This window comes from Streptomyces sp. MNU76, assembly GCF_020982545.1.
Taxonomy (GTDB): Bacteria; Actinomycetota; Actinomycetes; order Streptomycetales; family Streptomycetaceae; genus Streptomyces.
Genome location: NZ_JAJKLK010000019.1, coordinates 630,718 through 656,900 on the forward strand (window position 1 = coordinate 630,718; position 26,183 = coordinate 656,900).

The 26,183-nt window shown below is 71.2% G+C and carries 20 protein-coding genes and 4 pseudogenes; 16 read left to right on the forward strand and 8 right to left on the reverse strand.

From position 1 onward, the window contains the following. Positions 1 to 71: 71 nt before the first annotated feature. Positions 72 to 1,035, reverse strand: a pseudogene (locus E4N62_RS29330) (MaoC family dehydratase); the annotation flags it as partial. A 307-nt stretch (positions 1,036 to 1,342) separates the two neighbouring features. On the opposite strand from E4N62_RS29330, the gene E4N62_RS29335 reads away from it, so the two are divergent. Continuing rightward, positions 1,343 to 3,256, forward strand: coding sequence for a long-chain fatty acid--CoA ligase (locus E4N62_RS29335; protein ID WP_230219455.1), 1,914 nt, complete (start codon positions 1,343 to 1,345; stop codon positions 3,254 to 3,256). Positions 3,257 to 3,260: 4 nt separating this feature from the next. On the opposite strand, the gene E4N62_RS29340 is transcribed toward E4N62_RS29335, so the two are convergent. After that, positions 3,261 to 3,743, reverse strand: coding sequence for a hypothetical protein (locus E4N62_RS29340; protein WP_230219456.1), 483 nt, complete (start codon positions 3,741 to 3,743; stop codon positions 3,261 to 3,263). 46 nt (positions 3,744 to 3,789) lie between these two features. On the opposite strand from E4N62_RS29340, the gene E4N62_RS29345 reads away from it, so the two are divergent. Beyond that, a complete protein-coding gene (locus tag E4N62_RS29345; RefSeq protein ID WP_230219457.1) occupies positions 3,790 to 4,281 on the forward strand; it encodes a hypothetical protein in 492 nt (163 codons plus the stop codon). A gap of 255 nt (positions 4,282 to 4,536) precedes the next feature. Here the strand turns inward: E4N62_RS29345 and E4N62_RS29350 are convergent, their stop codons facing one another. Continuing rightward, positions 4,537 to 7,377, reverse strand: coding sequence for a LuxR family transcriptional regulator (locus E4N62_RS29350; RefSeq protein ID WP_268269904.1), 2,841 nt, complete (start codon positions 7,375 to 7,377; stop codon positions 4,537 to 4,539). 208 nt (positions 7,378 to 7,585) lie between these two features. Here E4N62_RS29350 and E4N62_RS29355 point away from each other — a divergent pair, with 208 nt between their 5' ends. After that, on the forward strand, positions 7,586 to 8,365 hold the full coding sequence (locus E4N62_RS29355) for a hypothetical protein (protein ID WP_230219459.1): 780 nt from the start codon (positions 7,586 to 7,588) through the stop codon (positions 8,363 to 8,365). A gap of 366 nt (positions 8,366 to 8,731) precedes the next feature. Here E4N62_RS29355 and E4N62_RS29360 read toward each other — a convergent pair whose 3' ends face one another. Continuing rightward, complete coding sequence (locus E4N62_RS29360; protein WP_003992177.1) at positions 8,732 to 8,935, reverse strand: cold-shock protein; 204 nt, start codon at positions 8,933 to 8,935, stop codon at positions 8,732 to 8,734. 379 nt (positions 8,936 to 9,314) lie between these two features. On the opposite strand from E4N62_RS29360, the gene E4N62_RS29365 reads away from it, so the two are divergent. The 5 genes and pseudogenes from E4N62_RS29365 to E4N62_RS29385 all read left to right on the forward strand — a co-directional run bounded on the left by E4N62_RS29365 (position 9,315) and on the right by E4N62_RS29385 (position 14,881). Then, entirely contained in the window at positions 9,315 to 10,160 is an 846-nt protein-coding gene (locus E4N62_RS29365) for a menaquinone biosynthetic enzyme MqnA/MqnD family protein (RefSeq protein ID WP_184904828.1), read from the forward strand. A 168-nt stretch (positions 10,161 to 10,328) separates the two neighbouring features. Next, a pseudogene (locus E4N62_RS29370) lies at positions 10,329 to 12,067 on the forward strand (serine/threonine-protein kinase). Between the two features lie 253 nt (positions 12,068 to 12,320). Further along, positions 12,321 to 13,089, forward strand: a pseudogene (locus tag E4N62_RS29375) (prepilin peptidase). Positions 13,090 to 13,223: 134 nt separating this feature from the next. Further along, positions 13,224 to 14,423 carry a cyclic dehypoxanthinyl futalosine synthase gene (gene mqnC / locus E4N62_RS29380; protein ID WP_230219461.1) on the forward strand — a complete coding sequence of 400 codons (1,200 nt, stop codon included), beginning with the start codon at positions 13,224 to 13,226 and terminating at the stop codon, positions 14,421 to 14,423. 8 nt (positions 14,424 to 14,431) lie between these two features. Next, entirely contained in the window at positions 14,432 to 14,881 is a 450-nt protein-coding gene (locus tag E4N62_RS29385; RefSeq protein WP_230219463.1) for a hypothetical protein, read from the forward strand. Positions 14,882 to 14,900: 19 nt separating this feature from the next. On the opposite strand, the gene E4N62_RS29390 is transcribed toward E4N62_RS29385, so the two are convergent. Then, positions 14,901 to 15,923, reverse strand: coding sequence for a chitinase (locus E4N62_RS29390; protein WP_230220250.1), 1,023 nt, complete (start codon positions 15,921 to 15,923; stop codon positions 14,901 to 14,903). A 179-nt stretch (positions 15,924 to 16,102) separates the two neighbouring features. Between E4N62_RS29390 and E4N62_RS29395 the strand changes: the two genes are divergently transcribed. From E4N62_RS29395 to E4N62_RS29405, 3 genes and pseudogenes are all read left to right on the forward strand, one after another. Beyond that, positions 16,103 to 16,801 (forward strand): demethylmenaquinone methyltransferase, encoded by a 699-nt coding sequence (locus E4N62_RS29395; RefSeq protein WP_230219464.1) that lies wholly within the window; start codon positions 16,103 to 16,105, stop codon positions 16,799 to 16,801. Between the two features lie 144 nt (positions 16,802 to 16,945). Further along, positions 16,946 to 17,014: pseudogene (locus E4N62_RS49730) on the forward strand (zinc-ribbon domain-containing protein); the annotation flags it as partial. A gap of 89 nt (positions 17,015 to 17,103) precedes the next feature. Next, positions 17,104 to 18,720: a zinc ribbon domain-containing protein gene (locus tag E4N62_RS29405; protein WP_230219465.1), complete on the forward strand. Its 1,617-nt coding sequence runs from the start codon at positions 17,104 to 17,106 to the stop codon at positions 18,718 to 18,720. Positions 18,721 to 18,752: 32 nt separating this feature from the next. Here the strand turns inward: E4N62_RS29405 and E4N62_RS29410 are convergent, their stop codons facing one another. Together E4N62_RS29410 and E4N62_RS29415 are read right to left on the reverse strand one after the other, a co-directional pair. Then, positions 18,753 to 19,076 (reverse strand): PASTA domain-containing protein, encoded by a 324-nt coding sequence (locus E4N62_RS29410; RefSeq protein ID WP_184904816.1) that lies wholly within the window; start codon positions 19,074 to 19,076, stop codon positions 18,753 to 18,755. A gap of 310 nt (positions 19,077 to 19,386) precedes the next feature. Then, positions 19,387 to 19,893: a GNAT family N-acetyltransferase gene (locus tag E4N62_RS29415; RefSeq protein ID WP_184904814.1), complete on the reverse strand. Its 507-nt coding sequence runs from the start codon at positions 19,891 to 19,893 to the stop codon at positions 19,387 to 19,389. Between the two features lie 146 nt (positions 19,894 to 20,039). On the opposite strand from E4N62_RS29415, the gene E4N62_RS29420 reads away from it, so the two are divergent. Further along, positions 20,040 to 21,332 (forward strand): geranylgeranyl reductase family protein, encoded by a 1,293-nt coding sequence (locus E4N62_RS29420; protein WP_230219466.1) that lies wholly within the window; start codon positions 20,040 to 20,042, stop codon positions 21,330 to 21,332. A gap of 251 nt (positions 21,333 to 21,583) precedes the next feature. On the opposite strand, the gene E4N62_RS29425 is transcribed toward E4N62_RS29420, so the two are convergent. Next, complete coding sequence (locus E4N62_RS29425) at positions 21,584 to 22,417, reverse strand: C40 family peptidase (RefSeq protein ID WP_230219467.1); 834 nt, start codon at positions 22,415 to 22,417, stop codon at positions 21,584 to 21,586. 715 nt (positions 22,418 to 23,132) lie between these two features. Between E4N62_RS29425 and E4N62_RS29430 the strand changes: the two genes are divergently transcribed. The 4 genes from E4N62_RS29430 to E4N62_RS29445 are packed head-to-tail and all read left to right on the forward strand — an operon-like array spanning position 23,133 to position 26,166. After that, positions 23,133 to 23,492 carry an NADH-quinone oxidoreductase subunit A gene (locus E4N62_RS29430; RefSeq protein ID WP_009310323.1) on the forward strand — a complete coding sequence of 120 codons (360 nt, stop codon included), beginning with the start codon at positions 23,133 to 23,135 and terminating at the stop codon, positions 23,490 to 23,492. Between the two features lie 15 nt (positions 23,493 to 23,507). Beyond that, positions 23,508 to 24,062, forward strand: coding sequence for an NADH-quinone oxidoreductase subunit B family protein (locus E4N62_RS29435; protein ID WP_043227783.1), 555 nt, complete (start codon positions 23,508 to 23,510; stop codon positions 24,060 to 24,062). Continuing rightward, complete coding sequence (locus tag E4N62_RS29440) at positions 24,059 to 24,829, forward strand: NADH-quinone oxidoreductase subunit C (RefSeq protein ID WP_230219468.1); 771 nt, start codon at positions 24,059 to 24,061, stop codon at positions 24,827 to 24,829. Before E4N62_RS29435 ends, E4N62_RS29440 begins: the two co-directional genes overlap by 4 nt. Further along, positions 24,826 to 26,166 carry an NADH-quinone oxidoreductase subunit D gene (locus E4N62_RS29445; RefSeq protein WP_230219469.1) on the forward strand — a complete coding sequence of 447 codons (1,341 nt, stop codon included), beginning with the start codon at positions 24,826 to 24,828 and terminating at the stop codon, positions 26,164 to 26,166. The genes E4N62_RS29440 and E4N62_RS29445 overlap by 4 nt, the downstream gene beginning before the upstream one ends. Positions 26,167 to 26,183 lie beyond the last annotated feature (17 nt).

The following is a 26,183-nucleotide window of genomic DNA, read 5'->3' on the forward strand; positions in this document are numbered from 1 at the left end:
TCACGTGAACCCGCCCTCCACCCGTGCCCCCGACCCACCTGATCCGGGGTCTCGGCCGACCCAGGGGCACCGCCCCCGCGCAGCTCGAACCCACCCCACGCCTGCCCGTCCGCCGTGTACGTCACCGTGCCCGGCAACGGCACCGGCGCCCGGAACTCCGCGCGGACAAGGCCGCCGGAGGCGCACCGTGCTCGGCGAGGCAGCGGGCCACGGTCCACATGCCGTGCGCGATGGCCCGGGGAAGCCGAACAGCCGGGCGCCGAGCGGATGCAGATGGATCGGGTTCCGGTCACCGGACACCGCCCCGTACCGCCGCCCCACATCCCCACCCAACCGCCACTCGACGACAGCAGGCACCTCCTGCCGCCCACTCCCCGCCGACCCACTCCCGCCGCCCTCACCGTCCTGTACGCCACGGCTCCCGCCGCCCCCGTCCCGCTGGCTCCCACCCCCGTCGGCCCGCGCTCCCTCGCCCGCCACCGCACCCCGGCCCCCTGCTCACCCGGCTCCCCGCCCACGCCGGTGCCTGGCGAGGTACGTGCTGCGGGACTCCCACGCGATCCCGGTCCCGCCTTCCGTCTCCGCCCCGTCCCGCAGCTCCGTGACGACCGTCGCCTCGGTGCCGCGTCGGTGGGGCGTCAACTCGGCGACGTACACGGTGATCTCGTACACCCCGGTGGCGGGCAGCCGTCGGCGTCGGGTGATCTCGATCGACGTGTGCACGAGCCCGAGCAGGGGCAATGGGAAGCCCCGCCCGGCCATGATCCGCATGGCCGCCGGAAACCCGAGGACATGCGGATACGTCAGCGGAACGGCGTCCTCCCCGGTCGGGAACCCGCAGACCCGCTCGTACGCGGCGAGCCGCGCGAGGTCGATCCGGACGCCGGGGAGGACCAGTCGGGGGAGCCGGGAGGGGGAGACGAACCCGGAGGCCGACGCGCGCGGGAGCCTGCGGCTCCTGCCCGGTGAGAGGAGCGCGCCCCTGGCGAGCAGCGGGCCGAGGGAGGGCGGTCGTGTGAGGGTGACGGTGTGCATCGGACGGTCTCCCCTTCCCCGCGCCGGGCTCTGCTCCCGCGCCGGATTCCGCTTCCTTGCTCCACATCCTTACTCCGCAGTCAGGTTACCCGAGGTAAGAGCCGGTCGAGCCTCCCGTGCGCCCCGGGAGCTGAACGACCCTCAGGTAACTTGACGCGCCCTTGACCTGCGGCGGAGTCGCGACCGCGCGGTCTGCGACACTGCACATCCCCGGCCCCGTTCCATCTCCGGACCATCGCCACACTCACACGAACCTCACACACCAACCCCGTACGATCCGGACACACCGAACGCGCAGGAGCCGCCCGTGTCCAACCTCGAAAGCACCGAACCCGCCCTGGTGGAACCCGAGTTGAAGCGGCTGGACGGCATCGTGCGGGAGGCGTACGTCCCCGCGCTCGCCGAGCCCGTGACCTACGGCTCGCTCGCGGACATCCCGTTCGACAACGCGACCCACGCCCCCGACTCGGTCGTCCTCAGCCGGAAGCACGGCGGGACGGACGGAGAGGGCGACGGCCGGTGGCGGGACGTCACGGCCGCCGCCTTCGCGGCCGAGGTGCTCGCGCTGGCGAAGGGCCTGATCGCCGAGGGCCTCATGCCGGGCGACCGGATCGCGATCATGGCGCGGACGACGTACGAGTGGACCCTCCTGGACTTCGCGGCCTGGGCGGCGGGCCTGGTCACGGTCCCCGTCTACCCCACCTCCTCCGTCTTCCAGACACGCTGGATCCTCCAGGACTCGGGCGCGGTGGCCCTCGCCGTCGAGACCGCCGCCCAGGCCGCCGCCCTCGGCCCCGAACTCGACCGCATCCCCGACCTGCGCCACATGTGGGTCTTCGAGAAGAAGCACCTGGACCGGCTCGCCGAGCTGGGCCGTGATGTGTCGGACCAGGAAGTGGCCGTACGACGTGGGGTGTTGGGCCCCGACACCCTCGCGACCCTGATCTACACCTCGGGCACGACCGGCCGCCCCAAAGGCTGCGCGCTCACCCACGGCAACTTCTGCGCCGAGGTCGACAACGCGATCGACCTGCTCTACCCCATCTTCCGCGCGAGGACGGACGAGGAGGCCTCCACCCTCCTCTTCCTCCCGCTCGCCCATGTGTTCGGCCGCATGGTCGCGATCGGCTGTATGCGGGCGAGGGTGCGCCTCGGCCATTCGCCGAGCTTCCGCACGGAGGACCTCCTCGCCGACCTCAAGTCCTTCCGCCCGACGTTCCTGCTGGTCATCCCGTACGTGCTGGAGAAGGTCTTCAACACGGCCCGCGCCTCCGCCGAACGCATGGGCCGCGCCTCCTCGTACGACCGTGCCTCCGCCGTGGCCCGCCGCTACGGCGAGGCACTGGAAGCCGAGCAGCACGGCACCGGGCCCGGCCCGTCCGCTTTCCTGAAGGCGGCCCGCACCTTCTACGACCCGCTGGTCTACAGGCGCATCCGCAAGGCGCTGGGCGGCCGGGTCCGTTACGTCATCTCCGGCGGCAGCCCGCTCGGCCGCCGGCTGGCCGCCTTCTACGCGGGCGCGGGCATCGACGTCTTCGAGGGCTACGGCATGACGGAGACGACCGCCGCCGTCACCGTGACCCCGCCGGACCGGCCCCGTCTGGGCACGGTCGGCCGTCCCCTCCCCGGCACCCGGGTCCGGATAGCCGCCGACGGCGAGATCCTGCTGCACGGCGGTCAGATCTTCCGCGGCTACTGGGATCCGCAGGCCGGCGGTGTAGTCCCCGCGGGGCCCGACGGCTGGTTCGCCACCGGCGACATCGGTCACCTGGACGACGGGGGATACCTCACGATCACCGGCCGCAAGAAGGAGATCCTGGTCACCGACAGCGGCAAGAACGTGGCCCCGGCGCCGCTGGAGAACTGGCTGCGCTCCCACCCCCTCATCGCCCACGCCATGGTGATCGGCGACCGCCGCCCGTACGTCACCGCGCTGCTGACCCTGGACCCCGAGGGCATCAGCCACTGGTCCCAGATGAACGCCAAGCAGGACACCCCCGTCGACCGCCTGGCCGAGGACCCGGATCTGCGGGCCGTCCTGCAACGTGCGGTGGACGAGGCCAACCGCCTGGTCTCGCGCCCCGAGTCCATCCGCCGGTTCAGAATCGTCCCCGACGGTTTCAGCGAGGAGGCGGGCCACCTCACGCCGTCGATGAAGCTACGGCGGGAGGTCGTGGAGAAGGCCTTCGCGACGGAGATCGAGGGGCTGTACGAGAAGTAGCCCCCTACATCCCCGCGGCCGGGTCGCCCTCTCCCAGTCCGACCCACCAGTACCCGTCGTCCTTGACCAGCAGCAACTCCTGCTCCTGGCCGGTCCGGTCGTACGTCAGCCGGACGGGGTTGAAGTAGTCGACGTCTCCCTCCAGCACGGTGACCTCGACAGGCCCGCGCGCGCCCTCGCCGAACTCCCGCACCTGCTCGTAGGCGGCACCCCGGGTGCCGTCGTACGCGGGCCCGGCCAGCTCCATCAGCCCTTCCACGTCACCGGCCTTGAGCCGCTGGACATAGACCCGCACCAGGGTGTCGACGTCCTCGGCGGTTTCCCGCGTATAGGGATACTCGGACTTCGCGGCCCGCACGGTCACGTCGACCCGGGGCGAGTCGGCGAGCGCGTACGGCGCCCGGAACCAGCCCCACCACACGCCCACCCCCACCCCGAGCAGGACCACCAGCCCACCCCAGCCCAGCAGAACGCCCCGCTTCGTCATCGTCCCCGCCTTTCCCGCACAACCGAGGCCGTTACTGTACGACCGCATGATCCGAAGACGCGTCGCGCACCTGCACTCCTCGCCCTGGGGCAGGCTCTACACCGCCTGCACCCTCGTGACCGTCGTCGTGGGGGGCTGGTCCATGGTGCGGACCTTCACCTCCTCGGGTCGGGACGACGACCTCACCGGTCCCCTCTTCACCGCCTCGGTGACCATGTGCCTCATCGGCTTCCTGTTCCTCGGCCTCCACGAGCGGCATCTGAGGGCGCGCCGAGGTGAGGCGGAACCCCTTGATGTACGACGGGTGGCGGCCGACCTCCGTTCCCTTCCCGCCTCGGCCAACGGGAAGGTCGCCCTGGCCTTCGCCGCCCTCGGGGTGGCCGGGTGGGCGTACGCATGGGTGTGCGTGCGGTGGCTGGGCTGGGACCTGCCGGGGGTGCCGGACGCCGACGGCGGAGAACTCTTCGTCCGGGCCGGAACGCTCAGCTGCGTGATCGGGGCCCTCTTCGTCGGTGTGCGTTTCAAGGAACGCCGCTGAATCCGCAGTCGCCCCCGGCGGCTCCTTTCTGCGTCTTTGGCGGAACTTCGGGGTTTTGGCGCGACGCCGTCGGGGTGATCCGTGTCGAAAAGGCCATCGAAGGGCGGCGCCGGAAAAGCGGGGGCGGAGCCTTCGTCGTCTCGTGCTCAGGACGGCCACATTCCGTCCACGATCGAGAACCCGTGACGTAGGCCCCGCCGTCGGGGAACCGCGCCTGCGCGGCGCCGTCGCCCACCGGGGGCGGCGCCGCCTGCGTCAATCCACCAGGTCCGCCGCCGTCAGCAAGCGCGTCAGGTCTGTCCGGGAGCGGACGTGCAACTTGCGGTAGATCCGGGTGAGATGGGCCTCCACCGTCTTCCGGGAGACGAACAACGAGGCCGCCGCCTCCGTGTTGTTGAGGCCACGGGCGATCGCCCGCGACACCTGGAACTCCTGCGGGGTCAGCTGGTTCAGGGCGCCGCCCATACCGCCGGTGCCGCTGTCGGCGGACCGGGCGGCGCCGAGGACGCCGCCCGCCGCCGCGAGTTCACCGGCGGCCCGCCGGGCCCACGGCACCGCGCCCAGCCGTTCGAAGCAGGCCAGGGCGGAGGCCAGCGGGGCGCGCGCGGCCCCCGGGCGGCGGTAGCGCCGCAGGACCTCCGCCTCGCACAACAGGGTCCGCGCCCAGTCGAACGGCCCCGTCGTCCGCTGGTGGGCCTTCAACGCGACCCCGAAGAACGCCTCCGCCTCCTCCGGCGTCCCCGCGAGCAGCCCCCGGACCCGGGCGGCCGCCGCCTCCGCCGACGCCAGGCCCGTCTCCCGGGCCCGCTCCTCCAGCCAGGACACGACCTCGGCGGCACGCGTCGCGTTCCCCGCCCGTACGTGCGCCTCGGCCAGGTCCGCCGCGAAGGGCACCACCTCGGGGTTCCCGATGCCCTGCTCGACCGCCAGTGACAACGTTTGCTCCAGCTGGTCGACGGCCGCGTCGTGGTCGCCGTGGGCCAGGGCCGACAGCCCGAGCACCGCCGTCATGTGGAACTCCTGGCAGCCGATGCCGTACGTCCCGCACTCCCGCCGGGCCCGCGCCACATGCTCCTCGCACTCGACCCGCTCACCGCGCAGGGCTTCGAGCCGGGCGAGGCAGTACAGCGTGTAGCTCACGCACGTCAGCTGGCCCAGTTCCTCCGCCCAGCGCAGGGACTCCGTCAAGTCGCCCCGCGCGGACGCCCATTGGCCGATCCGGGTCTCCAGCTCCCCGCGTACGGCGAGGGTGAAGCCCAGCACGCCCACCGCGCTGTGCCGCCTGGCGGACTCCACGGCCGTGTTGAGCAGCCGGCGCCCCCGGACGAACTCCTCCGCCCGGCTCCAGGCCTGCCCGGCGATCGCGTACACCTGCTGGTCGCGGACGGGGTCACCGCCGCCGTGCCGGTCGGCGGCCTCCAGCATCTCGCGCCCCCGCGCCGTACGGCCGGACATGATCAGGGCCCCGCCCAGCATCGACAGGCTGTACCAGCGTTCGGGCCCGGCCTCGGAGGCGAGGGCGAGGGACTCCTCCGCGACACGGACCGCCGCCGGAACGTGCCCGTCCAGGCGCGCGGCGGCCGTCGCCTCCGCCAGCAGCAGACAGGCCCGGGTGCGGTCCGAGCCGCGCACGGCGTCGGCGGCGTTCATGAGCAGGGCGTACGCCTGTGCCGTCTCGCCCTTCCAGGTGTACATACGGCCCAACAGGCCCTGGATGGCGGCGCGTACGGCCGGGTCGGGGGTGATGCGCAGGGCCTCCTCGCACCACTGCGGGCCCGCCGGGGAACCGCTGAGCAGGGCGTCGGAGGCGGCGTGGTGGAGGCGGTCCGCGCGCGGCGCGGGGTCCGGGGTGAGCTCGGCGGCGCGCCGCCAGGCCAGCGCCGACTCGCCGAAGGCGCTGCGCCGACGGGCCTCCCGCGCGGCGTCGGCGAGAGCCGCCGCGGCCTCCTCGTCGGGACCGGGGGTCGCGGACGCCCGGTACCAGGCGTGCAGCGAGCCGGTGCTCACCTCGGCCAGTGCCTGGAACGCGGCGTACCGGTGCGCGAGGGGGGCGCGGCCCAGCACCAGCGCGCGCAGCACCGGGTGGTGGAAGTCCAGCCCGTCCGCCGTGGCCGTGATCAGGCCGTCCTCCTCGGCGGGGGAGAGCGCGTCGAGGGAGAGCCCGGCCGCCTCCAGGGCCTTGCGCAACGGACCCGCCGCCGTGGAGCGACTGGCGGCCAGCACGACCAGGGCCCGGCGGGCGGTGTCCGGCAGCCCGTCGATCCGGGCCGCCCAGGCACGCTCCAGATGACTGCCGAGGGACGGCGGATCGAGCAACGGCCGCTCCCCGCGCGCCTGTTCGTCCGTCAGGGCGCCCGCGATCTCCCGCAGGGCGAGCGGATTGCCGCCGCTGACGCGTACGAGGTCGGCGAGCACGTTGGGGGTCACGCGGCCCTCCAGCAGGGCGGCGCACTCCTCCGGGGCCAGCCCGCCCACCTGCACGGCGGGGATGCTGCGGCGCGGCCCCGACTCGCCGTGGTCCTGGCGGGAGCCCAAAGCCAGGGCGACACGTTCGCTGGAGAGGCGGCGGGCGACGAACAACAGGACGCGCTGGGAGGAGGGGTCCACCCAGTGCAGGTCGTCGACGAGGACCACGACCGGGCGCTCGTCGCCGAGGGCCGCGAGCACGTTGAGGGCGCCCATGCAGGCGGCGTAGGGGTTGCCCGGCGGGTCCGCCGGGTCGCCGCTCAGGGCGAGACAGGACTCCAGGGCGGAGCGCTGGGCGCCGGGGAGTTCCCTGAAAAGGGATGAATGGGGCATCAGTAGGTCGCCGAGGGTGGCGAAGGGGAGCACGGTCTCGGTCTCGATGCCGCGGGCGCGCAGGACCGTGGCCGGGGCCGCGCCGGAGCCGCCGGCCGCCGCCCGCTCCGCCGCGTAGTCGAGCAGGGCGGTCTTCCCGATACCGGGTTCGCCCCACAACAGCAGTGCCGCCCCGCCCGCCCCGCCCGCCACGAGCAGGTCGTCCATCAGTCGGCGTTCCCGCTCCCGACCGACGAGTCCCCGTAACAATGCGCCACCCCCTGGTGCCCGCCGTGCCCGGCCCCGCTCGTCCATCATCCCCCAGGGGGAGTTGTCAGGGGAGGTGTAGGGACTTCCCGGAAGCGACGAGGGTCGCCCCGGCCCTTCAATGGAGAACGTAGGAAAGCAGGAACCGAAGGCAACAGCAGGCACAGCAGGAACAGCAGGAACCAAAGAAACACAAGAAACAGAAGAACCAAGGGAAACAGGGGAAATGAACCAGGTCGCGGAACTAGGGGGACGGCCCATGCCGGCATCCGTGGGACGCGGGGATCTCACCTCGGGATCCGACCGGCTCGACTCGGTCGAGATCAAGGTGACGTTCTCGGGTGCGGGCGCGGCCGCCGCGACTGGGGCGCTGGCGCCGGACACCGGGGGAGCCCGGCGCCGCGTCTACTTCTGTGAGGCCCTCGCCCGCTCCACGGCGCCAGGTCACCTGCCGCTTCTGGATGCGGGGCTGATCCTGCGCCTACGGGCGGGGAGCGGGCGGGGCGGGGCCGCGACCGCGGAACTGCGGCCCTGTCGCCGGTCCCGGCTCTTGGAACGTTGGCTGCGCTTCCGTGAGCAGGGACCGGATTCCTTCCACCTGGCGGCCGCCTGGTCGGGCGACCGCCGGGTGCTTTCCGCCGCTCTCGTCTCCGACTGCGGAGGTACGGCCGTGGAGGCCGCCGCGCTCGGCGCCAAGCCCCTGGACCTCGTCTTCTCCGACCGTCAGCGTGCCTTCCTCGCCGACTGTGCCGACATCGACGTCGGCCTCGGCTCGCTCGACGTCCTCGGTCCCGTCCACACGGTCCGGTGGCGCGGGGTGCGTCTGGACCACCATGAAGTGACCGTGGAGCACTGCACGGTGGGAGCGGACCAGCCTCTGGAGTGGCTGGAGGTCTCCAAGCGGGTCGCTCCCGAGGGCGCGGAGGTCGTCCAGGCGTCCCTGACCGCACTGCTGAGGGGGAAGGGACTCGAACCGGACCTGGGGCGGGGCGTCCGACTGCGGCGGGTCATGGAGTCGCTGGCCGCGCGGGAGGCCTGAGGGAAGGCCGGGGAGTGGCCCACTGTCCACCTTGCTTGCCGGGCAGGGGAAGCCGAATCGCCGTCAGGGCGATTCGGCGTCCGGAAGAGACGGTGGTGAGGCCGACCTGGAGCCGTTCGTGGTTGTGGTGCCGGCAGGGTTGAGGGCCGGGTGGTCGGGGCGCCCTGGAAGGCGAAAGCGTTGCCGGTCACTCGCCGGCTCCGGGGACGACGTTCGTCCTGGTGATGCAGCACATGTAGGAGCGGGCGGGGGAGAGCGGCGGGGAAAGGGCGGCGAAAAGGCAGGAGCCCCTGCGCCGAAAGGCGAGGGGCTCCTTGGGTGGTGCTCTCAGACGTCGTCAGAGGGGCATCCCTCGGATCGAACGGATCAGACGGGGGTGACGTTCTCCGCCTGCGGACCCTTCGGGCCCTGCGTCACGTCGAAGGAGACCTGCTGGTTCTCCTCCAGCGAACGGAAACCGCTCGCGTTGATGGCGGAGTAGTGGACGAAGACGTCCGGGCCGCCACCCTCCTGGGCGATGAAGCCAAAGCCCTTTTCGGCGTTGAACCACTTCACGGTTCCGGTAGCCATAAGCCCTCCTTGGGCCCAAAGGGTTGCCCTGCTCCAGAACCCTGCAAGTGTGAAAACAAGATGCCGCACAACTGCATACGTCTGAAAAGACGAGAGCCCGCGGTCACATGCTCCGCAGGCTCTGTACTGCAAGGGAAACCAAACTGCAACTTGCGGGCGAGCCTAGCACGCGGGCAGGGGAATGCAAGAGAGGGCAAGATCACGTCACCCGGATGTTTGAACCGCTCGGGTTCCGGCTTGACGGACCGCCTCTACTTTCTCTTCTGCCCCACCGACGACTCGCCGTCGACAGTGTTGACACGGGGTGTTCGTCCGGTTTCGGGGGCACCTCCCGGCCCCCGGAGCCCGCACCGTACCCCATGAGGGCTAGCCTCGCGATGTGGACAATTCTCGCAACCGGCCGCGCGTCGGCCACATCCAGTTCCTGAACTGCCTGCCCCTCTACTGGGGGCTCGCGAGAACGGGCACGCTCCTCGACTTCGAGCTCACCAAGGACACCCCCGAGAAGCTCAGCGAGCAGCTGGTGCGCGGGGACCTCGACATCGGGCCCATCACCCTGGTCGAGTTCCTGCGCAACGCGGACGACCTGGTCGCCTTCCCCGACATCGCCGTCGGCTGCGACGGCCCGGTGATGTCGTGTGTGATCGTCTCCCAGGTGCCACTCGAACGCCTGGACGGCGCACGCGTCGCCCTGGGTTCGACCTCGCGCACCTCCGTACGCCTCGCGCAGTTGCTGCTGGCCGAGAGCGTCGGCGTACAACCGTCGTACTACACCTGCCCCCCCGACCTCTCGCTGATGATGCAGGAGGCGGAGGCGGCCGTGCTCATCGGGGACGCGGCGCTGCGCGCGAACCTGCTCGACGGGCCGAGCTTCGGCCTGGAGGTGCACGACCTGGGCGCCATGTGGAAGGCGTGGACGGGGCTGCCGTTCGTCTTCGCGGTGTGGGCGGCGCGGCGTGACTACCTGGAGCGGGAGCCCGAGGTCACCCGCAAGGTGCACGAGGCGTTCCTCGCCTCCCGCGACCTGTCCCTGACCGAGGTGGCCAAGGTCGCCGAACAGGCGGCCCGCTGGGAGGCGTTCGACGAGCGGGTCCTGGAGCGGTACTTCACGACCCTGGACTTCCGCTTCGGCGGTCCGCAGCTGTCCGCGGTCGCCGAGTTCGCGCGGCGGGTCGGTCCCACCACCGGATTTCCGGCGGACGTGAAGGTCGACCTGCTTTCCTGAGCTCCATTCCGGCGAAGTCCCGGTGAACGTCCCGGAATTCCGGTTGACGCATTCGCTGTTCTGTGGGATCGGTTGCGGATCCGTCGCCGACGCTCGCATTTCCTTTCGGGCGTACGGCACTACGCTGGAAGCGCGGGGAGTACGGGGAGGGACGGGGAGGTGTCGTCCATGCGACCGCTCGATGTCGGCGAACCCACGGTCGTGGGGCCCTACCGGCTGCTCGGCCGGCTCGGGGCGGGCGGGATGGGCCGCGTCTATCTGGGGCGGAGCGCGGGCGGCCGTACCGTCGCCGTCAAGGTCGTGCACCCGCACTTCGCCCTCGACGAGGAGTTCCGCGCCCGCTTCCGGCGGGAGGTCGACGCCGCCCGCCGGGTGGGCGGAGCCTGGACCGCCCCCGTTCTGGACGCGGACCCGGAGGCGTCGGTCCCCTGGGTGGCGACGGGCTACGCGGCCGGTCCCTCACTGGCGACGGCGGTGGCGGACGGCGGTCCCCTGCCTCCCCATTCCGTACGGGTCCTGGGCGCGGGCCTGGCGGAAGCGCTGTCGGCGGTGCACGCGCTGGACCTGGTCCACCGGGACGTGAAGCCGTCGAACGTCCTGCTCACGGTCGACGGCCCCCTCCTCATCGACTTCGGCATCGCCCGCGCCACGGACGGCACGGCGTCCCTGACCTCGACGGGCGTCTCGATCGGCTCCCCCGGCTACATGTCCCCCGAGCAGATCCTCGGCAAGGGCATCACCGGCGCGGCGGACGTCTTCTCCCTCGGCGCGGTCCTCGCGTACGCCGCGACCGGCCAGTCCCCGTTCCCCGGTGACTCCTCGGCCGCCCTCCTCTACAAGGTCGTCCACGAGGAACCCCGGCTCGACGGCGTGGAGGGCGACCTGCGCGCCCTCGTGGAGCGCTGCCTGTCCAAGGACCCCCCAGCGCGCCCGGCCCCCGACGAGCTCGCCCGCACGCTGGCTCCCCAGGGCGCGGCCCCGCTGGTGGCGGCGGGCTGGCTGCCGGGCCCCCTGGTGGAACAGGTCGGCCGCAGCGCGGTGCAACTCCTGAACCTGGACGCGGCGGAGGAAGCTCCGTCAGGACCGGTGGGGTTCAGCAGCCCGTCGGTGGGCTCGGACCTCCTGGCCCCCTCGGCCGCCCGAGTTCCCCGCCCCCTTCGGCCTCCTCCGCCGACGTGAAGGTCGAAGACCAAGTCCCGGCCACGAGCGGGGTGTTCGGCCCGCCTCCGGTGATGTCGCCGCCGGTGACCCACGTGCCGGGGCAGCGGACCGACTCCGCGTCGGCGGACACGGTGCCACCGCCGGGCAAGCTGTCGCTGAGCGTTGCGGCGGCGTCCACGACCACGGCGAACGGGCGGGGCCGACGGGTGAGTTGCTCGGTCGCCCTGGCGGTCGCGGGCGCGTTCGCGGTGGCGGGCCTAGGTCTGGTGTTCGGGCTGAGCATGCTGAACGGCGACGAGAAGGGCGGAGAGGCAGCCGGCAAGGCCCCCTCGGCCGGCAGCAGCCCGAGCGAGGGGAACCAGGACCCGGAACCGCAGGACGGGGCGGGCGACCTGCCCAAGAAGTACCTGGGCTCGTGGGAAGGCGACGGCTACGCCCTCGGCGGCAACCTCCCGGCGGGCACCTTCACCGTCACTCTCGAACAGGGCTCCGTCGGCGACCGGTTGGGCACGTTCCGCTCCGTCGACCTGCTGGGCGGGGCCTGCGACGACACGTTCGTCCTCAAGGAGGTCACCGAGGACCACGTCGTCGTCACGAGCATCGCCGACGCGAAGAACAACCCCAAGACATGCACCAGCAACACCCACGAGGTCACGCTCACCCCCGTGGGCGACGAACTCCAGTACACCGCGGACAACGCGGACGCGGGCGACCCGACGGCCCGCCTGGCAAAGACGAAAAGATGAAGTGAGGGGGCCGGCTTTTGGCTGCGGCTGAGTGGGCCTTCTCGCGCAGTTCCCCGCGCCCCTGAAGGGCCTCCGGCCCTCAGGGGCAAAAGGCACGGGGCGGCGCGGGGAACTGCGCGACCAGCCCCACCGGGCGGACGTGTGGGGGGCGAAGGGGCGCAGCCCCTGGGTGGGGCACCTCCCGCTCGAGCGAAGCCGAGAGTGGGGAGGGACGGGTAGGGGCGGCGGGGGCGAGATCCCTCTAGGCTGCCCCGTGGCACTGGACCCCTGGCTGATCGCACTCACCCTGGCCGCCGCACCCTGGGGCGCAGCCACCGGCACCCTCCTCCCCGCCCCGCCTACCGCTTCACGGTCGACGAGGACCACCCCTGGCACCACACCTGCCCCGCCACCACCACATCACCGGCCCGGCGAACGGCTGGCTGGGCCCCGCCCGCTGCACCGCACCCCCACCACAGCCACCCCACCCCCACCTGCTCCTACGGCCCACGCACACCCCCGTCGCCCTCACCACCGCCCTGATCTGCGCCACCCTCGCCCTGACCACCGGCACCCGCCCCGAACTCGCCGTATGGCTGCTCCTCGCCCCCCTCGGCGTGCTCCTCACCCTCGTGGACCTCGGCGCCCAACGCCTCCCGGACCCCCTGACCCTCCCCTTCGCGGCCCTCGCGCTCACCCTCCTGGGCGCGGTCGCCCTCGTACCCGAGCACGCCGGCCAGTGGCGCACGGCGCTGTACGGCGCCCTCGCCCTCGGCGGCCTGTACTTCCTCTTCTTCCTCATCAGACCCATGGCCCTCGGCTTCGGCGACGTGAAGCTGGCCCTCGGCCTCGGCGCCGTCCTCGGCTGGTACGGCTGGGGCGCGCTGTACCTCGGTACGTTCGCCGGCGCGCTCATCGGCAGCGCGTACACGGTGGTCGCGCTGGCCAGGCGTCGCGCCGTACGCCGCCAACTGGTGGCGCTGGGCCCGTTCATGATCGCGGGAGCGTACGTCGGCCTCCTGCTGGAGTCGTACGCGGCCTGACCTCCCGCCCCCACGCCTCGCGTCCGCCGCTCGACGGGAAGTTACCCAAAGGCGGAAGGCCTGACGTCGGCCGGTCCGACCTCCTGGCGTAGGCTGGCCCGGTCAGTTCAACCCTTACGAAAGGGACGCCCCCGGTGACCGAGAAGGCCGATCTCCAGTCCGTTCTCGACCGTGCCGCCGAGGGCGGGAGAATCACGCCGGAGGAGGCGCTCGACCTCTACCGGGACGCCCCGCTGCACGCGCTCGGCGCCGCCGCCGACGCCGTACGCAAGCGCCGGTACGCGGGCACGGAGCACATCGCGACGTACATCATCGAGCGGAACATCAACTACACGAACGTGTGCGTCACGGCGTGCAAGTTCTGCGCGTTCTACGCCCCGCCGAAGGCCAAGGACAAGGGCTGGACGCGCGATCTCGACGACATCCTGCGCCGCTGCGCGGAGACCGTCGAGCTGGGCGGTACGCAGATCATGTTCCAGGGCGGCCACCACCCGGACTACGGGGTGGAGTACTACGAGACGCACTTCTCCGCGATCAAGAAGGCCTTCCCCCAGCTGGTCATCCACTCCCTCGGCGCGTCCGAGGTCGAGCACATGGCCCGGATCTCCAAGGTGGGCGTCGAGGAGGCGATCCAGCGGATCCACGCCGCCGGTCTCGACTCCTTCGCGGGCGCGGGCGCGGAGCTGCTTCCCGAGCGCCCCCGCAAGGCCATCGCTCCCCTCAAGGAGTCCGGCGAGCGCTGGCTGGAGATCATGGAGACCGCGCACAACCTGGGCGTGGAGTCCACCTCGACCATGCTCATGGGCACCGGCGAGACCAACGCCGAGCGCATCGAGCACCTGCGGATGATCCGTGACGTCCAGGACCGCACAGGCGGCTTCCGGGCCTTCATCCCGTACCTCTACCAGCCGATGAACAACCATCTGAAGGGCCGCACCCAGGCCACGATCTTCGAGTACCTGCGGATGATCGCGATCTCCCGGCTCTTCATGGACAACATCGCCCACATCCAGGGCTCCTGGCTCACCACCGGCCAGGACGCGGGCCAGCTGACGCTGCACTACGGCGCGGACGACCTCGGTTCGGTCATGCTGGAGGAGAACGTCGTCTCGGCGGCCGGTGCCAGGCACCGCTCCAACCTCCAGGAAATGATCGACATGATCCGTACGGCGGGGCGGGTCCCGGCCCAGCGCTCCACGACGTACGAGCACCTCGTCGTCCACGACGACCCGGCGAACGACCCCGTCGACGCGCGCGTGATGTCCCACATCTCCTCCACGGCGATCGAGGGCGGCACGGCGCACCCCGAGCTGAAGATCCTCGCCTCCAACTAGGCCCGGCCTTGCTGACGATGCACGCCGCCGACGAGGTGCGGCGCAGCTGGGACGACCCGGAGTCGATCAAGGACGGCGCCGTGGTGGTGGACGGCACCCGGGTCCGGGCGGTGGGCCCGGCGGAGGACCTCCGCCTGCGGTTCCCGGGCGCCCGCGTCCGCCAGTGGTCCGGCGTCCTCGGGCCCGGCCGGGTGCACGAGGGCCCGCTCCCGGACGCCCCCTCGCCCCGCGAACAGGTCCACGCGGTGCTGAAGTCGGGCGCGGTGGCGATCCTGCGACAGCACGCGAACACCCCGGAACTCCGGTCGGCCGCCGAGCGCAACCACGTCTCGGTACTGCCGCACCCGGCGTCCCCGGTGCTCGCCGAGGCGGGCCGCGCCGACCTGGCGGTCTACGACGGGGCAGGCGTCTGCACGGCCACGGTGTGCGCGGGGCGCCTGGTCCACCGTCGCCGCTGAGGGACGCCGCCGCGCCCGCTCAGCCCGAGAACGCCTCCCCGAACGCCCCGTCCGCCTGGTCGACCCCGCTGCAGTCGACCAGTGCGTCACTCGCCCCGTCCCCGCACTCCCGGTCCCGGAACGTCGCCCACATCGACACCCAGGCGATGCCCTTCTCCTCCGCGAACTCCCGCACCTGCGCCGCGTCCTCCAGCGTGAACGTCTCGTTGTCGACGTCATTGACGCCCAGCATCGAGGTCAACGCCAACGCCCGCCACGCCGTCGCCCCGCTCGTGCCGAAGACGTCCATCAGCTGCCCGTGCGTCGCCTCGGCCGCCTGTTCCGCGTAGTCGCCCATGTCACCGTCGTACGAACTGGCGTAGTTCATGGTCATGATGTTGACCGTGCCGACCTGGACGGCGTGGTCATTGGCCGAGTTCAGCAGGGCCAGACCGTCGTCGTCGAGGCCGGACGGCATGACGGGGAGGGTGAAGGATACGGAGAGGTCGGGGCGGTCCTTCTGGAGGAGCGCGATCGCCTCGGAGCGCAGGGCGACGGAGTCGGAGTCCTGCAACGCGTCGCCCTCGACGTCGAAGTCCGCCTGGGTCGAGCCGGCCGCGTCGAGCGCCGCGCCGTACGCCTCGGCGAGTTCGGTCGCGCTGTCGCAGGCCTGGGCCAGCTCCGTGCCCGAGGCACCGCCGAACGAGACCCGCACCGACGCCCCCGCGCCGGTGAGCGCCGAGACACGGGACTTCACCGCCGTGTCGTCGATCGCGTCCGTGCCGTTCCACATCGGCGTGCACGCGTCACCGTCGGCGATCACGAACGCCAGGTTGTACGCGGCGGCCGACCCGGCGTCGTCGAGGTCGGAGGCCTCGGTCGCGTTCACGTACGGCGCGTAGGCCGTGGACGGCGCGGAGGTGGTGGGCGCCGTGGGCGTCGTCGTCGCGGTGGACGGCCCGGCCGCCCCCGTCGCCGCCTCCCGGGTGTCCGTCGTGCAGCCCGTGCAGGCCAGGGTCACCAGACACAGCAGTCCGACGGCCGGTTTCAGGGAATTCCTCACGGTGCTCATGAAGGCAATGAAGCAGAGGCGCCTGTGCCGCATGTGTGGTTTTCCGGTCCCGGGAACGCAATCCGAGTCCGCCAACGAAAATCCCACCCCCGAGCCCGTCTTCGTCGATGACTCCGGGCGTCGCGCCGGGCGCCGCACCGGCGCCCGGCCCGTACTGCCACAATGGGCCCGTGACCCGCGCATCCCTGGACAAGCAGCCGCACGAAGTCGCCTCGATGTTCGACCGAGTGGCGAAACGGTACGACCTGACCAACGACGTGCTGTCCCTCGGACAGGACCGGCGCTGGCGCAAGGAGGTCGCGCGGGCCGTCGACGCCCGCCCCGCGCAGAAGGTCCTGGACCTCGCCGCCGGCACGGGCACCTCCTCGCTGCCCTTCGCGCAGACCGGCGCGTACGTCGTGCCGTGCGACTTCTCCCTCGGCATGCTCCAGGTCGGCAAGGAGCGCCTGTCCTGGCTGCCGTTCACCGCGGGCGACGCCACGAGGCTGCCGTTCAAGGACGACACCTTCGACGCGGTCACCATCTCCTTCGGCCTGCGCAACGTGCAGGACACCGACACCGCGCTGCGCGAGCTGCACCGGGTGACGAAGCCCGGCGGCCGCGTCGTGATCTGCGAGTTCTCCCACCCCACGTGGACGCCGTTCCGCACCGTCTACACCGAGTACCTGATGCGCGCGCTGCCGCCGGTCGCCCGCGCGGTGTCCTCCAACCCGGACGCGTACGTCTATCTCGCCGAGTCCATCCGTGCCTGGCCCGACCAGGCGGGTCTCGCCGAGCGCCTCGGCAAGGCCGGTTGGGAGAAGGTCGCGTGGCGCAACCTCTCGGGCGGGATCGTCGCGTTGCACCGGGGGTTCAAGGCCCAGGCGTAGAGCCGAAGTCGGCCTGCCGAAGCCGTAGTTCACCCGTACGAGGGATGCTCGTCGGGGAATTCTGTTGACGGGAACCGGTCAATGGAAACTACCGTCCGTTGATACACCGGCACGCACCGGTGATGTCCGACGACGGGGGTTTCCATGACGTCCTACTGCCCGCACTGCGGGACACCAGGCCCGGCCGAGGCGCGCTTCTGCATGGCGTGCGGCCGGGAACGCATGCCGACCGCCCCGGCGACCCCTCTCGCCCCACCGGGTGCGCCGACCCTCGGCCCACCGCCCCGCTGCCGCCACCACCCGTGTACGCACCTGTACCCGCCCCTGTCCCCGTCCCCGCCCGCCCCTCGCCCGTGGGCGGCTTCCTCGGCCGGGCCTTCCGGGGTGACTGGGGCGGCTCCGCGGCCGCCGCGCTCTGGCCGGTCGGGCTGCTCCTCGCGGCCGCCCTCGCCCTGGCCGTCCCCTCGTACGACCAGAGCGCCACGGACGACTACTTCGTCGGCTTCGGCGACCGGATGGGCCTCGCCCTCGCCGCCCTCCTCCAGGGCCTCGGCGGCGGCTTCACGATCTCCGAGAGCGGGGGCGGCGGCTTCGCGGGCGACTACCCGGACGCCGAGGGGGCCCTCACCCTGACCCTGGTCCCGCTCACGGTGACCGTCCTGTTCCTCGGGGCGCTCTTCCTCGGCGTACGGCAACTCCGCACCCGCATGCTGACCCGTGCCGCGTACGCCGGTGCGGGAGCGCCCGGGGCGGGGCCCGTCGGCGGCCGTACCACCGGGCTCGAAGCGGCGGTGCGGGTCACGCTGCTGGTGACGGCCGCCGTCCTGCTGCTGGGGCTGTTCGCGCAGCCCGACATCGCGCGCGTCGAGGTCTCGGCCTCCCCGTGGAGCGCCGCGCTGGGCGCGCTGCTGCTCACCGCCGCCGTCTCGGCCGGCCTGCTGCAACGCGACGACCTGGCCGCCTGGCTGGCCGTCCGCCCCGGGCCCCGGACCCTGTTCCGGGCGACCGGAACGGCCGTACGGGCCATGGCGGTCGTCCTCGCCCTCTGCTCGCTCGTCACGTTCGTGCTCCTCGCTGCGAACGACGAGTGGCAGGCGGAGTGGGAGGAGGACCTCAACCCCCTCCTGCTGGTGCTGATCGTCCTCCCCAACCTCGCCGTCCATCTCCTCGGCCTCTCCTGGGGCGCGTCCGTCCAGGGCGAGGCGGGCCGCACCCGGTACGGGGACGACACGTCGTACGACCCCTCCGGCGACTACGGCCTCGTCGAGTCCGGCCCGTACGGCGGCTACGAGCGCGAGTCGTTCGGGCTCCCCGAACTGGGCGACGCCGTCAACTCCTGGTCGGTCGTGGGAGCGTTGACACTCGGCGCGGTCTGCGCCCTGACCCTGGGGATCATCGCGGCCCGCCGTTCCTCGGGCCGCGGCGAGCAACTCCTCGCCGCGGGCGTCTTCTTCGGGCTGTTCCTCCTCCTCGCCGGCATCAGCGGCTTCGGCATGGAGGCGTCCGGCTCGGCCACGGCCGAGTTCACCACCGAGTTCTCGGTCGCGGGCGAGGTGGAGGCGGGCCTGGACCTCCCCGAGGCGCTGCTCTTCAGCCTGCTCTGGATCTTCGCCGCGGCCTTCCTCGCGCCCTATCTGGTGCAGATGACGGGAGCGCGTACGGCGGTGATCGCACCGCCGATCCCGGCCATGCCGAGCCACGGCCCGGCCACGGCCCACGGGGTCCCGTCGCAGCCCTCCGTCCCCGCCCCGGCACCGGCGTCCCACGAACCCCCGCTCGTGGAGCTGGGTCACCACCACCTGCCGCCCGCCGAGCCGCCCAAGTCCCGCAGCCGCGCGCTGATCTGGGCCCTCACCATCGCGGCGGCCTTCGTGATCGGCGGGGGAGGGGCGGCGACGATCCTGCTCTGGCAGAGGTAGGAGGCGGAACACTGGACGGGGCGCCCGTCGAGCTAGCGGAGCACCGCGAACGGGTCCCCCGGCTCGTCCAGCGCCCTGCGCAACCCTGGCGGCGGCCCACCGCGCCGGGGCTCCCGCACACCCCCGCCGTCGTCCCCCGGCTCGAACCACACGGTCACGGCGGCGCCGCGCGGCACCTGCACCCCCGGTGGCGGGTACTGGCGTACGACGTGGTCCACGACGGTGCGTGGGAAGTCGGGGCGGTCGGGCGCGACGAGGAGCACCCCGCCCGCCTCGGCCGTCTCGCGCGCGTCCACGGCCATCAGCCCGACGAACCGTGGCACACGCACTTCGGATGACTTGGGTGTTATGCGCACAGATGTTCACCCCCAGCGGTACCGGCAGGGTAACCGCCGGGCGCCCCCGCCCGGAAGCACTGCGTGGCAATCTGCGGCACATCGCTACGCTGGGTGATGAGTTGCCGAAATCCCGAACCGGCGGAGTCCTTGAACCGCCGGACCGCCGCAGTCCCGAAACGTCGGACCGCACAGCACCCACGGCGCCCGGCACGCACTCTCGCCGCACCGGCCGAAACCCCAAGTACGTCCAGTACGAGGGCTTTCGTCCGGCACGCCGAGAGCACGCACCGGACACCGCGGGCACCGCACAGGACTTTCGAAACACCCCCTAGAGCGTCAGTCGGTAGCAGTGTCCCGCCCGCTGCGACACGGGCGTGGTGAACGTCTCCGCCAGTTCCATGCCCAGCCGCCGGGTGACGGCGATGGACCGCTCGTTGCGGGCGTCGACCATGGCGACCACCCGGCCCACACCGGCCGCCCGCACCCGCTCCAGGGTCTGGAGCGCGGCGGCGGTCACATAGCCCTTGCCCCAGTGGTCGCGGGCGAGCCGCCAGCCGATCTCGATCTCGCCGGCCGGGCCCCACTCCCGGGGCCACGGCTGGGCACCGGTGAAGCCGATGGCCCGGCCCTCCTCGTCGAGCAGGGTCCACAGACAGAACCCGTGCTCGGCGTCGTGGCGGCGCTGGCGCGCGGTGAGCTCCTCGTAGACGGACAGCTCGGCGGACCGGCCGCCGTGGAACTCCATGACGTCGGGATCGTCGAAGATCCGGTGCCAGGCGAAGGCGTCCTCGTCGGTGGGGACACGCAGCCGTACGTCGGGCAGAGCTCGGTTCACAGGGGCAGCCCTTCAGCCGATGATCGGTACCGCTGAATAGACTGCCCATGTCCGACCCCGGTCGGCACATGTTTTCCGGACGTCCGGCGCCTCGGACGTCCGGCAGGCTTTGCTCCGATCCATCTACTTCTTGGGGAGAACCCGTCGTGACCGAGCCCCAGCCCCTTACCGAACACACCGCCGATGTGATCGTCGTCGGGGCCGGGCCAGCCGGTTCCACCACCGCGTACTACCTGGCGAAGGCCGGGCTCGACGTGCTGCTCCTGGAGAAGACCAGCTTCCCGAGGGAGAAGGTCTGCGGCGACGGCCTCACCCCGCGCGCCACCAAACAGCTGGTCGCGATGGGCATCGACATCTCCGAGGAGGCCGGCTGGCTCCGCAACAAGGGGCTGCGGATCATCGGCGGCGGCGTCCGCCTCCAGCTCGACTGGCCGGATCTCGCCGCCTACCCGAACTACGGACTCGTCCGCAAGCGCGACGACTTCGACGAGCAGCTCGCCCGCCAGGCCCAGAAGGCGGGCGCCCGGCTGTACGAGCGCTGCAACGTGGGCGCGCCGATCGTCGACGACCGCACGGGCCGGATCACCGGGGTGCACGCCAAGCTCGGCGACGAGAAGCGCGAAGTCACCTTCCACGCCCCGCTGGTGGTGGCGGCCGACGGCAACTCCACCCGGCTCTCCCTCGCGATGGGACTGCACCGCCGGGAGGACCGCCCGATGGGCGTCGCGGTCCGCACGTACTTCACCTCCCCGCGTCACGACGACGACTACCTGGAGTCCTGGCTGGAGCTGTGGGACAAGCGCGGTCCGGGCGAGGACCGTCTGCTCCCCGGCTACGGCTGGATCTTCGGCATGGGCGACGGCACGTCCAACGTCGGCCTGGGCGTCCTCAACACCTCGTCCGCCTTCAAGGAGCTGGACTGGCGCGACGTCCTGAAGGCCTGGTGCGCGTCCATGCCGGAGGAGTGGGGCTACACCCCCGAGAACATGACCGGCCCCATCCGCGGCGCCGCCCTCCCGATGGCCTTCAACCGCCAACCCCACTACACCAAGGGCCTGCTGCTGGTCGGCGACGCCGGCGGCATGGTGAACCCGTTCAACGGCGAGGGCATCGCCTACGCGATGGAATCCGGCCAGATCGCCGCCGAGGTCATCGTCCAGGCGCACGCCCGCGCCACCCCCGGGCAGCGTGAACTCGCCCTCCAGCGCTACCCGCAGGTCCTCAAGGACACCTTCGGCGGCTACTACACGATGGGCCGCGCCTTCGTGAAGCTCATCGGCAACCCGAAGATCATGAAGCTCGCCACCCAGCGGGGCCTGACCCATCCGCTGCTGATGAAGTTCACCCTGAAGATGCTGGCGAACCTCACCGACCCGACCGGCGGCGACGCGATGGACCGCATCATCAACGGCCTGAGCAAGGTGGCCCCGAAGGCGTGACCCGCCCCGGGGCGTATGCCCCGAACCACCGCGTATGACCGCGTTCGGCCGGCCACGGAGCACTCCGTGGCCGGCCGAACGCGCTGTACGCCCCTGGGAGGCTCACTGTCGACCAGGGCGCGGTAACACCACAAGCGCGGGACGACAGGCGCCCTGTGGGGCGCCTGTGGCCTTTGCGCGGGCAGCCCGAGGGCCGCTGTCCCCTGCGGGGAGAGCGGCCCTTCGAAAAACGCCCTGGGCGACCGCGCGGGTCAGAGCACGCGCACCGCACCCGTCGCCGGGTAGCCGGAGAGGTCCTGGATGACGACGCCCTTGGAGGGGTTCGCCGCGTCGAGGTACTGGCCGTTACCGATGTAGACACCCGTGTGGTAGGCCGAGCCCTTCGCGCCCCAGTACAGGATGTCGCCCACCTGGAGGTTCGACAGCGAGACCTCGGTGCCCTGCATCGACTGGTCCTGCGAGACCCGGGGGAGGTCCACGCCGACCTGCTTGAACGCGGCCTGCACGAGCGAGGAGCAGTCCCACGCGTTGGGGCCCGTGGCACCCAGCACGTAGGCGTCGCCGAGCTGGGCCTTCAGGAAGCTGATGACCGTGCCGACGCTGCCGGAGGCCGGCGCCGTCGTGGTCGTCGTCGACGCCGAGTTGGTCGAGAGGGTGGCCCGCTCGGTGTCGCGCGAGGCGCGCTCGGCGGCGGCCTTGCGCTCGGCCTCCTCGGCGGCCTTCTTGCGGGCCTCTTCCTTCTTCGCCTTGGCGAGGTCCTTGTCGGCTTGCTTGGCCGCCTCCTCGGCGGCCGAGTCACGCTCGGCCTGCAGCTGGTATCCGGCCGCCATCACCTTCGTGGCGTCCGCGGACTGCGCGGCCTGCGTGGCCAGGTCGGCCGTGAGGGTGGGCAGTTCGAGCGTCTGCGTCACCGGCTCCGCCGCGAAGGCCGACGTGGACGCGCCGGCCACTGCCACGGTGCTGAGAACGCCACCGGCGACTCCGGCGCGCATCGCGATCGAGGACGCGTTGCGGCGGGGTTTCCGGTGGCTGCGTATGTGAGCGGTGTGGGACATGGGTACAAGCGGTACCAGCGACTCCTCCATACCTTCAAGAAACGTGTGCTGCGCCACAGTTGTTCAACGGGGGCGCCGAATTTCTCGCGCGTCACTCTTTATTGACGCCGTAACGGGCATAGCGGACATGGTCGAACAGGCCTTTGATCATGCACTTTCATGATTACGCCCGAATTGCCCTGCGCTTACCACCGATCGCAGCGAGTGGCCAAGGCCCGTTGATTTGATCTCGGTCCGATGTGGCGCAGGTCACGGAACGGTCGCCCGTTCCCGGGGTGTCCCGCGCGGGAGGGCGCCCTCGCGGCGCTCGTGAACGCGTGCACGTGTCCACATCCGTCATCGGACCTCCCTCCGGGGTGTGAACGCGGGCTCTATCAAGTGGCCTCGTCCAGTGCCAATTTGCATGCAGCGGAACTCTCTTGATATGGAGACGCCCTGCGTGACCAGCGGTAACGAGCGAAAATGTCACTTGTGGTGATCAGTCTGGCGCTTCGTGTATGAAGATCGACGCTCATCCGACTTCATGATCCTTCGTCAGGTGGTGGAGATCACAAACTCGGTGCCGCACCCGTGTCGCAGATCACAGACCGGCAGGCATAGGATGCGGGGCAGTTGGGCTTGTGACCTGCTTCACATGTTCGCGATCTTCGTCGAGACGGACGGGGCTCGTGTGGCCGGTGGGGCGGGAGAGCAGGGCCGACGCAATCCGCCAGCAGTCAGTGCCGACTGAGAGGAGCGAGGAGCGGTGAACGCCTATGCGCCCATCCTCGTACTGGGAGCCCTCGGGGCAGGCTTTGCGATCTTCTCCGTGATCATGGCCACGCTGATCGGCCCGAAGCGTTACAACCGGGCCAAGCTAGAGGCCTACGAGTGCGGGATCGAGCCCACCCCCACGCCGGCCGGCGGCGGGCGGTTCCCCATCAAGTACTACCTGACGGCGATGCTCTTCATCGTCTTCGACATCGAGATCGTCTTCCTCTACCCCTGGGCCGTCACCTTCGACGCCCTGGGTGTTTTCGGGCTCGTGGAGATGCTGCTCTTCGTGCTCACCGTCTTCGTCGCCTACGCGTACGTCTGGCGCCGCGGCGGCCTGGAATGGGACTGAGGGGCCTTTAAGACCATGGGACTCGAAGAAAAACTGCCGAGCGGTTTCCTGCTGACCACCGTCGAGCAGGCCGCGGGCTGGGTACGCAAGGCATCCGTCTTCCCCGCCACCTTCGGCCTCGCCTGTTGTGCCATCGAGATGATGACCACGGGCGCGGGGCGCTACGACCTGGCGCGCTTCGGCATGGAGGTCTTCCGCGGCTCGCCGCGGCAGGCGGACCTGATGATCGTGGCCGGCCGGGTCAGCCAGAAGATGGCGCCGGTGCTGCGGCAGGTCTACGACCAGATGCCGAATCCCAAGTGGGTGATCTCCATGGGGGTCTGCGCGTCGTCCGGCGGCATGTTCAACAACTACGCGATCGTCCAGGGCGTCGACCACATCGTCCCGGTCGACATCTATCTCCCGGGCTGCCCGCCACGGCCCGAGATGCTGGTGGACGCGATCCTCAAGCTCCACCAGAAGATCCAGACGTCCAAGCTCGGCGTGAACGCGGAGGAAGCGGCCCGCGAGGCCGAGGAAGCCGCGCTCAAGGCACTCCCCACCATCGAGATGAAGGGGCTGCTGCGATGAGCGACGCGAACGGCAAGAACGATGCGAACGGCACCGGCGGGTCGAACGGGGTGAACCCGGAGAAGGACCTCGCCGCCTCCAACCTCCCCGGCCAGCGCGGTGACGGCGGCGAGGAGATCCGCGTCCAGCGCGGCATGTTCGGAGCGAACAACGGCGGCGACACCTCCGGCTACGGCGGCCTGGTCCGCTCCATCCGGCTCCCCGGGGAGGCCGTCCGCCCCTACGGCGGCTGGTTCGACGAGGTCGCCGACGAGCTGGAGGGCGCCCTGGAGGAACAGGGCCTCGTCCCCGAGAACGTGATCGACAGGACCGTCGTCGACCGGGGCGAGCTCACCTTCCACATCGAGCGCGAGCACCTGCCGACCGTCGCCCGCACCCTCCGCGACGACCCGGCCCTCCGCTTCGAGCTGTGCACCGGCGTCTCGGGCGTCCACTACCCCGGCGACAAGGGCCGCGAGCTGCACGCCGTCTACCACCTGCGCTCGATCACCCACAACCGGCTGATCCGCCTGGAGGTCTCCGCCCCGGACGCCGACCCGCACATCCCGTCGCTCGTCCCGGTCTACCCGACCAACGACTGGCACGAGCGCGAGGCGTACGACTTCTTCGGCATCGTCTTCGACGGACACCCCGCGCTGACGCGGATCATGATGCCGGACGACTGGCAGGGCTTCCCGCAGCGCAAGGACTACCCCCTCGGCGGCATCCCCGTCGAGTACAAGGGCGCCCAGATCCCGGCTCCGGACCAGCGGAGGTCGTACTCATGAGCACGCAGCACGCATCGGCGGAGTCCGCCGCCTCGGCGCGCGAGACCACCGAGGGCACCGTCTACACGGTCACCGGCGGCGACTGGGACGAGGTCGCGGAGACCGCGGCCAGGTCCGACGACGAGCGCATCATCGTCAACATGGGCCCCCAGCACCCGTCCACCCACGGTGTGCTCCGGCTGATCCTGGAGATCGACGGCGAGACCGTCACCGAGGCCCGCTGCGGCATCGGCTACCTCCACACCGGCATCGAGAAGAACCTCGAATACCGCACGTGGACCCAGGGCACCACGTTCGTGACGCGCATGGACTACCTGACGCCGTTCTTCAACGAGACGGCGTACTGCCTCGCCGTGGAGAAGCTCCTCGGCATCGAGGACCAGATCCCCGACCGCGCCACGATCATCCGGGTGCTCCTGATGGAGCTGAACCGGCTCTCCTCCCACCTGGTGTGCATCGCCACCGGCGGCATGGAGCTCGGCGCCACCACGATCATGATCTACGGCTTCCGTGATCGTGAACTCATTCTCGACATCTACGAGCTGATCACCGGCCTGCGCATGAACCACGCGTACATCCGGCCCGGTGGACTCGCCCAGGACCTGCCGCCCGGCGCGGTGGACCAGATCCGCGAGTTCGTGAAGAAGATGCAGAAGAACCTGCCCGAGTACGACAAGCTCGCCACCGGGAACCCCATCTTCAAGGCCCGTATGCAGGACGTCGGCTACCTCGACCTGTCCGGCTGCATGGCCCTCGGCGCCACCGGACCGATCCTGCGCTCCGCCGGCCTCCCGCACGACCTGCGCAAGGCCCAGCCGTACTGCGGCTACGAGACGTACGACTTCGACGTCCCGACCGCCGACAGCTGCGACTCCTACGGCCGCTTCCTGATCCGCCTCGAAGAGATGCGCCAGTCCCTCAGGATCGTCGAGCAGTGCCTGGACCGGCTGCAGCCCGGCCCGGTCATGGTCGGCGACAAGAAGATCGCCTGGCCCGCGCAGCTCGCCCTGGGGCCGGACGGACTCGGCAACTCCCTGGACCACATCAAGAAGATCATGGGCACATCCATGGAGGCCCTGATCCACCACTTCAAGCTGGTGACCGAGGGCTTCCGCGTCCCGCCGGGACAGGCGTACGCGGCCGTCGAGTCGCCCAAGGGCGAACTCGGGGTGCACGTCGTCTCCGACGGAGGCACCCGCCCCTTCCGGGTCCACTTCCGGGACCCGTCCTTCACCAACCTGCAGGCCATGGCGGCGATGTGCGAGGGCGGCCAGGTCGCCGACGTCATCGTCGCCGTCGCGTCCATCGACCCCGTGATGGGAGGCGTCGACCGGTGACCACCACCCCCGAGGGC

Excerpts from the sequence above, each read along its gene's own strand:
- E4N62_RS29340 (WP_230219456.1), bottom strand. The coding sequence starts at position 3,743 with ATGACGAAGCGGGGCGTTCTGCTGGGCTGGGGTGGGCTGGTGGTCCTG.
- E4N62_RS29345 (WP_230219457.1), top strand. The coding sequence starts at position 3,790 with ATGATCCGAAGACGCGTCGCGCACCTGCACTCCTCGCCCTGGGGCAGG.
- E4N62_RS29350 (WP_268269904.1), bottom strand. The coding sequence starts at position 7,377 with ATGATGGACGAGCGGGGCCGGGCACGGCGGGCACCAGGGGGTGGCGCA.
- E4N62_RS29355 (WP_230219459.1), top strand. The coding sequence starts at position 7,586 with ATGCCGGCATCCGTGGGACGCGGGGATCTCACCTCGGGATCCGACCGG.
- E4N62_RS29360 (WP_003992177.1), bottom strand. The coding sequence starts at position 8,935 with ATGGCTACCGGAACCGTGAAGTGGTTCAACGCCGAAAAGGGCTTTGGC.
- E4N62_RS29425 (WP_230219467.1), bottom strand. The coding sequence starts at position 22,417 with ATGGAGGAGTCGCTGGTACCGCTTGTACCCATGTCCCACACCGCTCAC.
- E4N62_RS29435 (WP_043227783.1), top strand. The coding sequence starts at position 23,508 with ATGGGACTCGAAGAAAAACTGCCGAGCGGTTTCCTGCTGACCACCGTC.
- E4N62_RS29440 (WP_230219468.1), top strand. The coding sequence starts at position 24,059 with ATGAGCGACGCGAACGGCAAGAACGATGCGAACGGCACCGGCGGGTCG.
- E4N62_RS29445 (WP_230219469.1), top strand. The coding sequence starts at position 24,826 with ATGAGCACGCAGCACGCATCGGCGGAGTCCGCCGCCTCGGCGCGCGAG.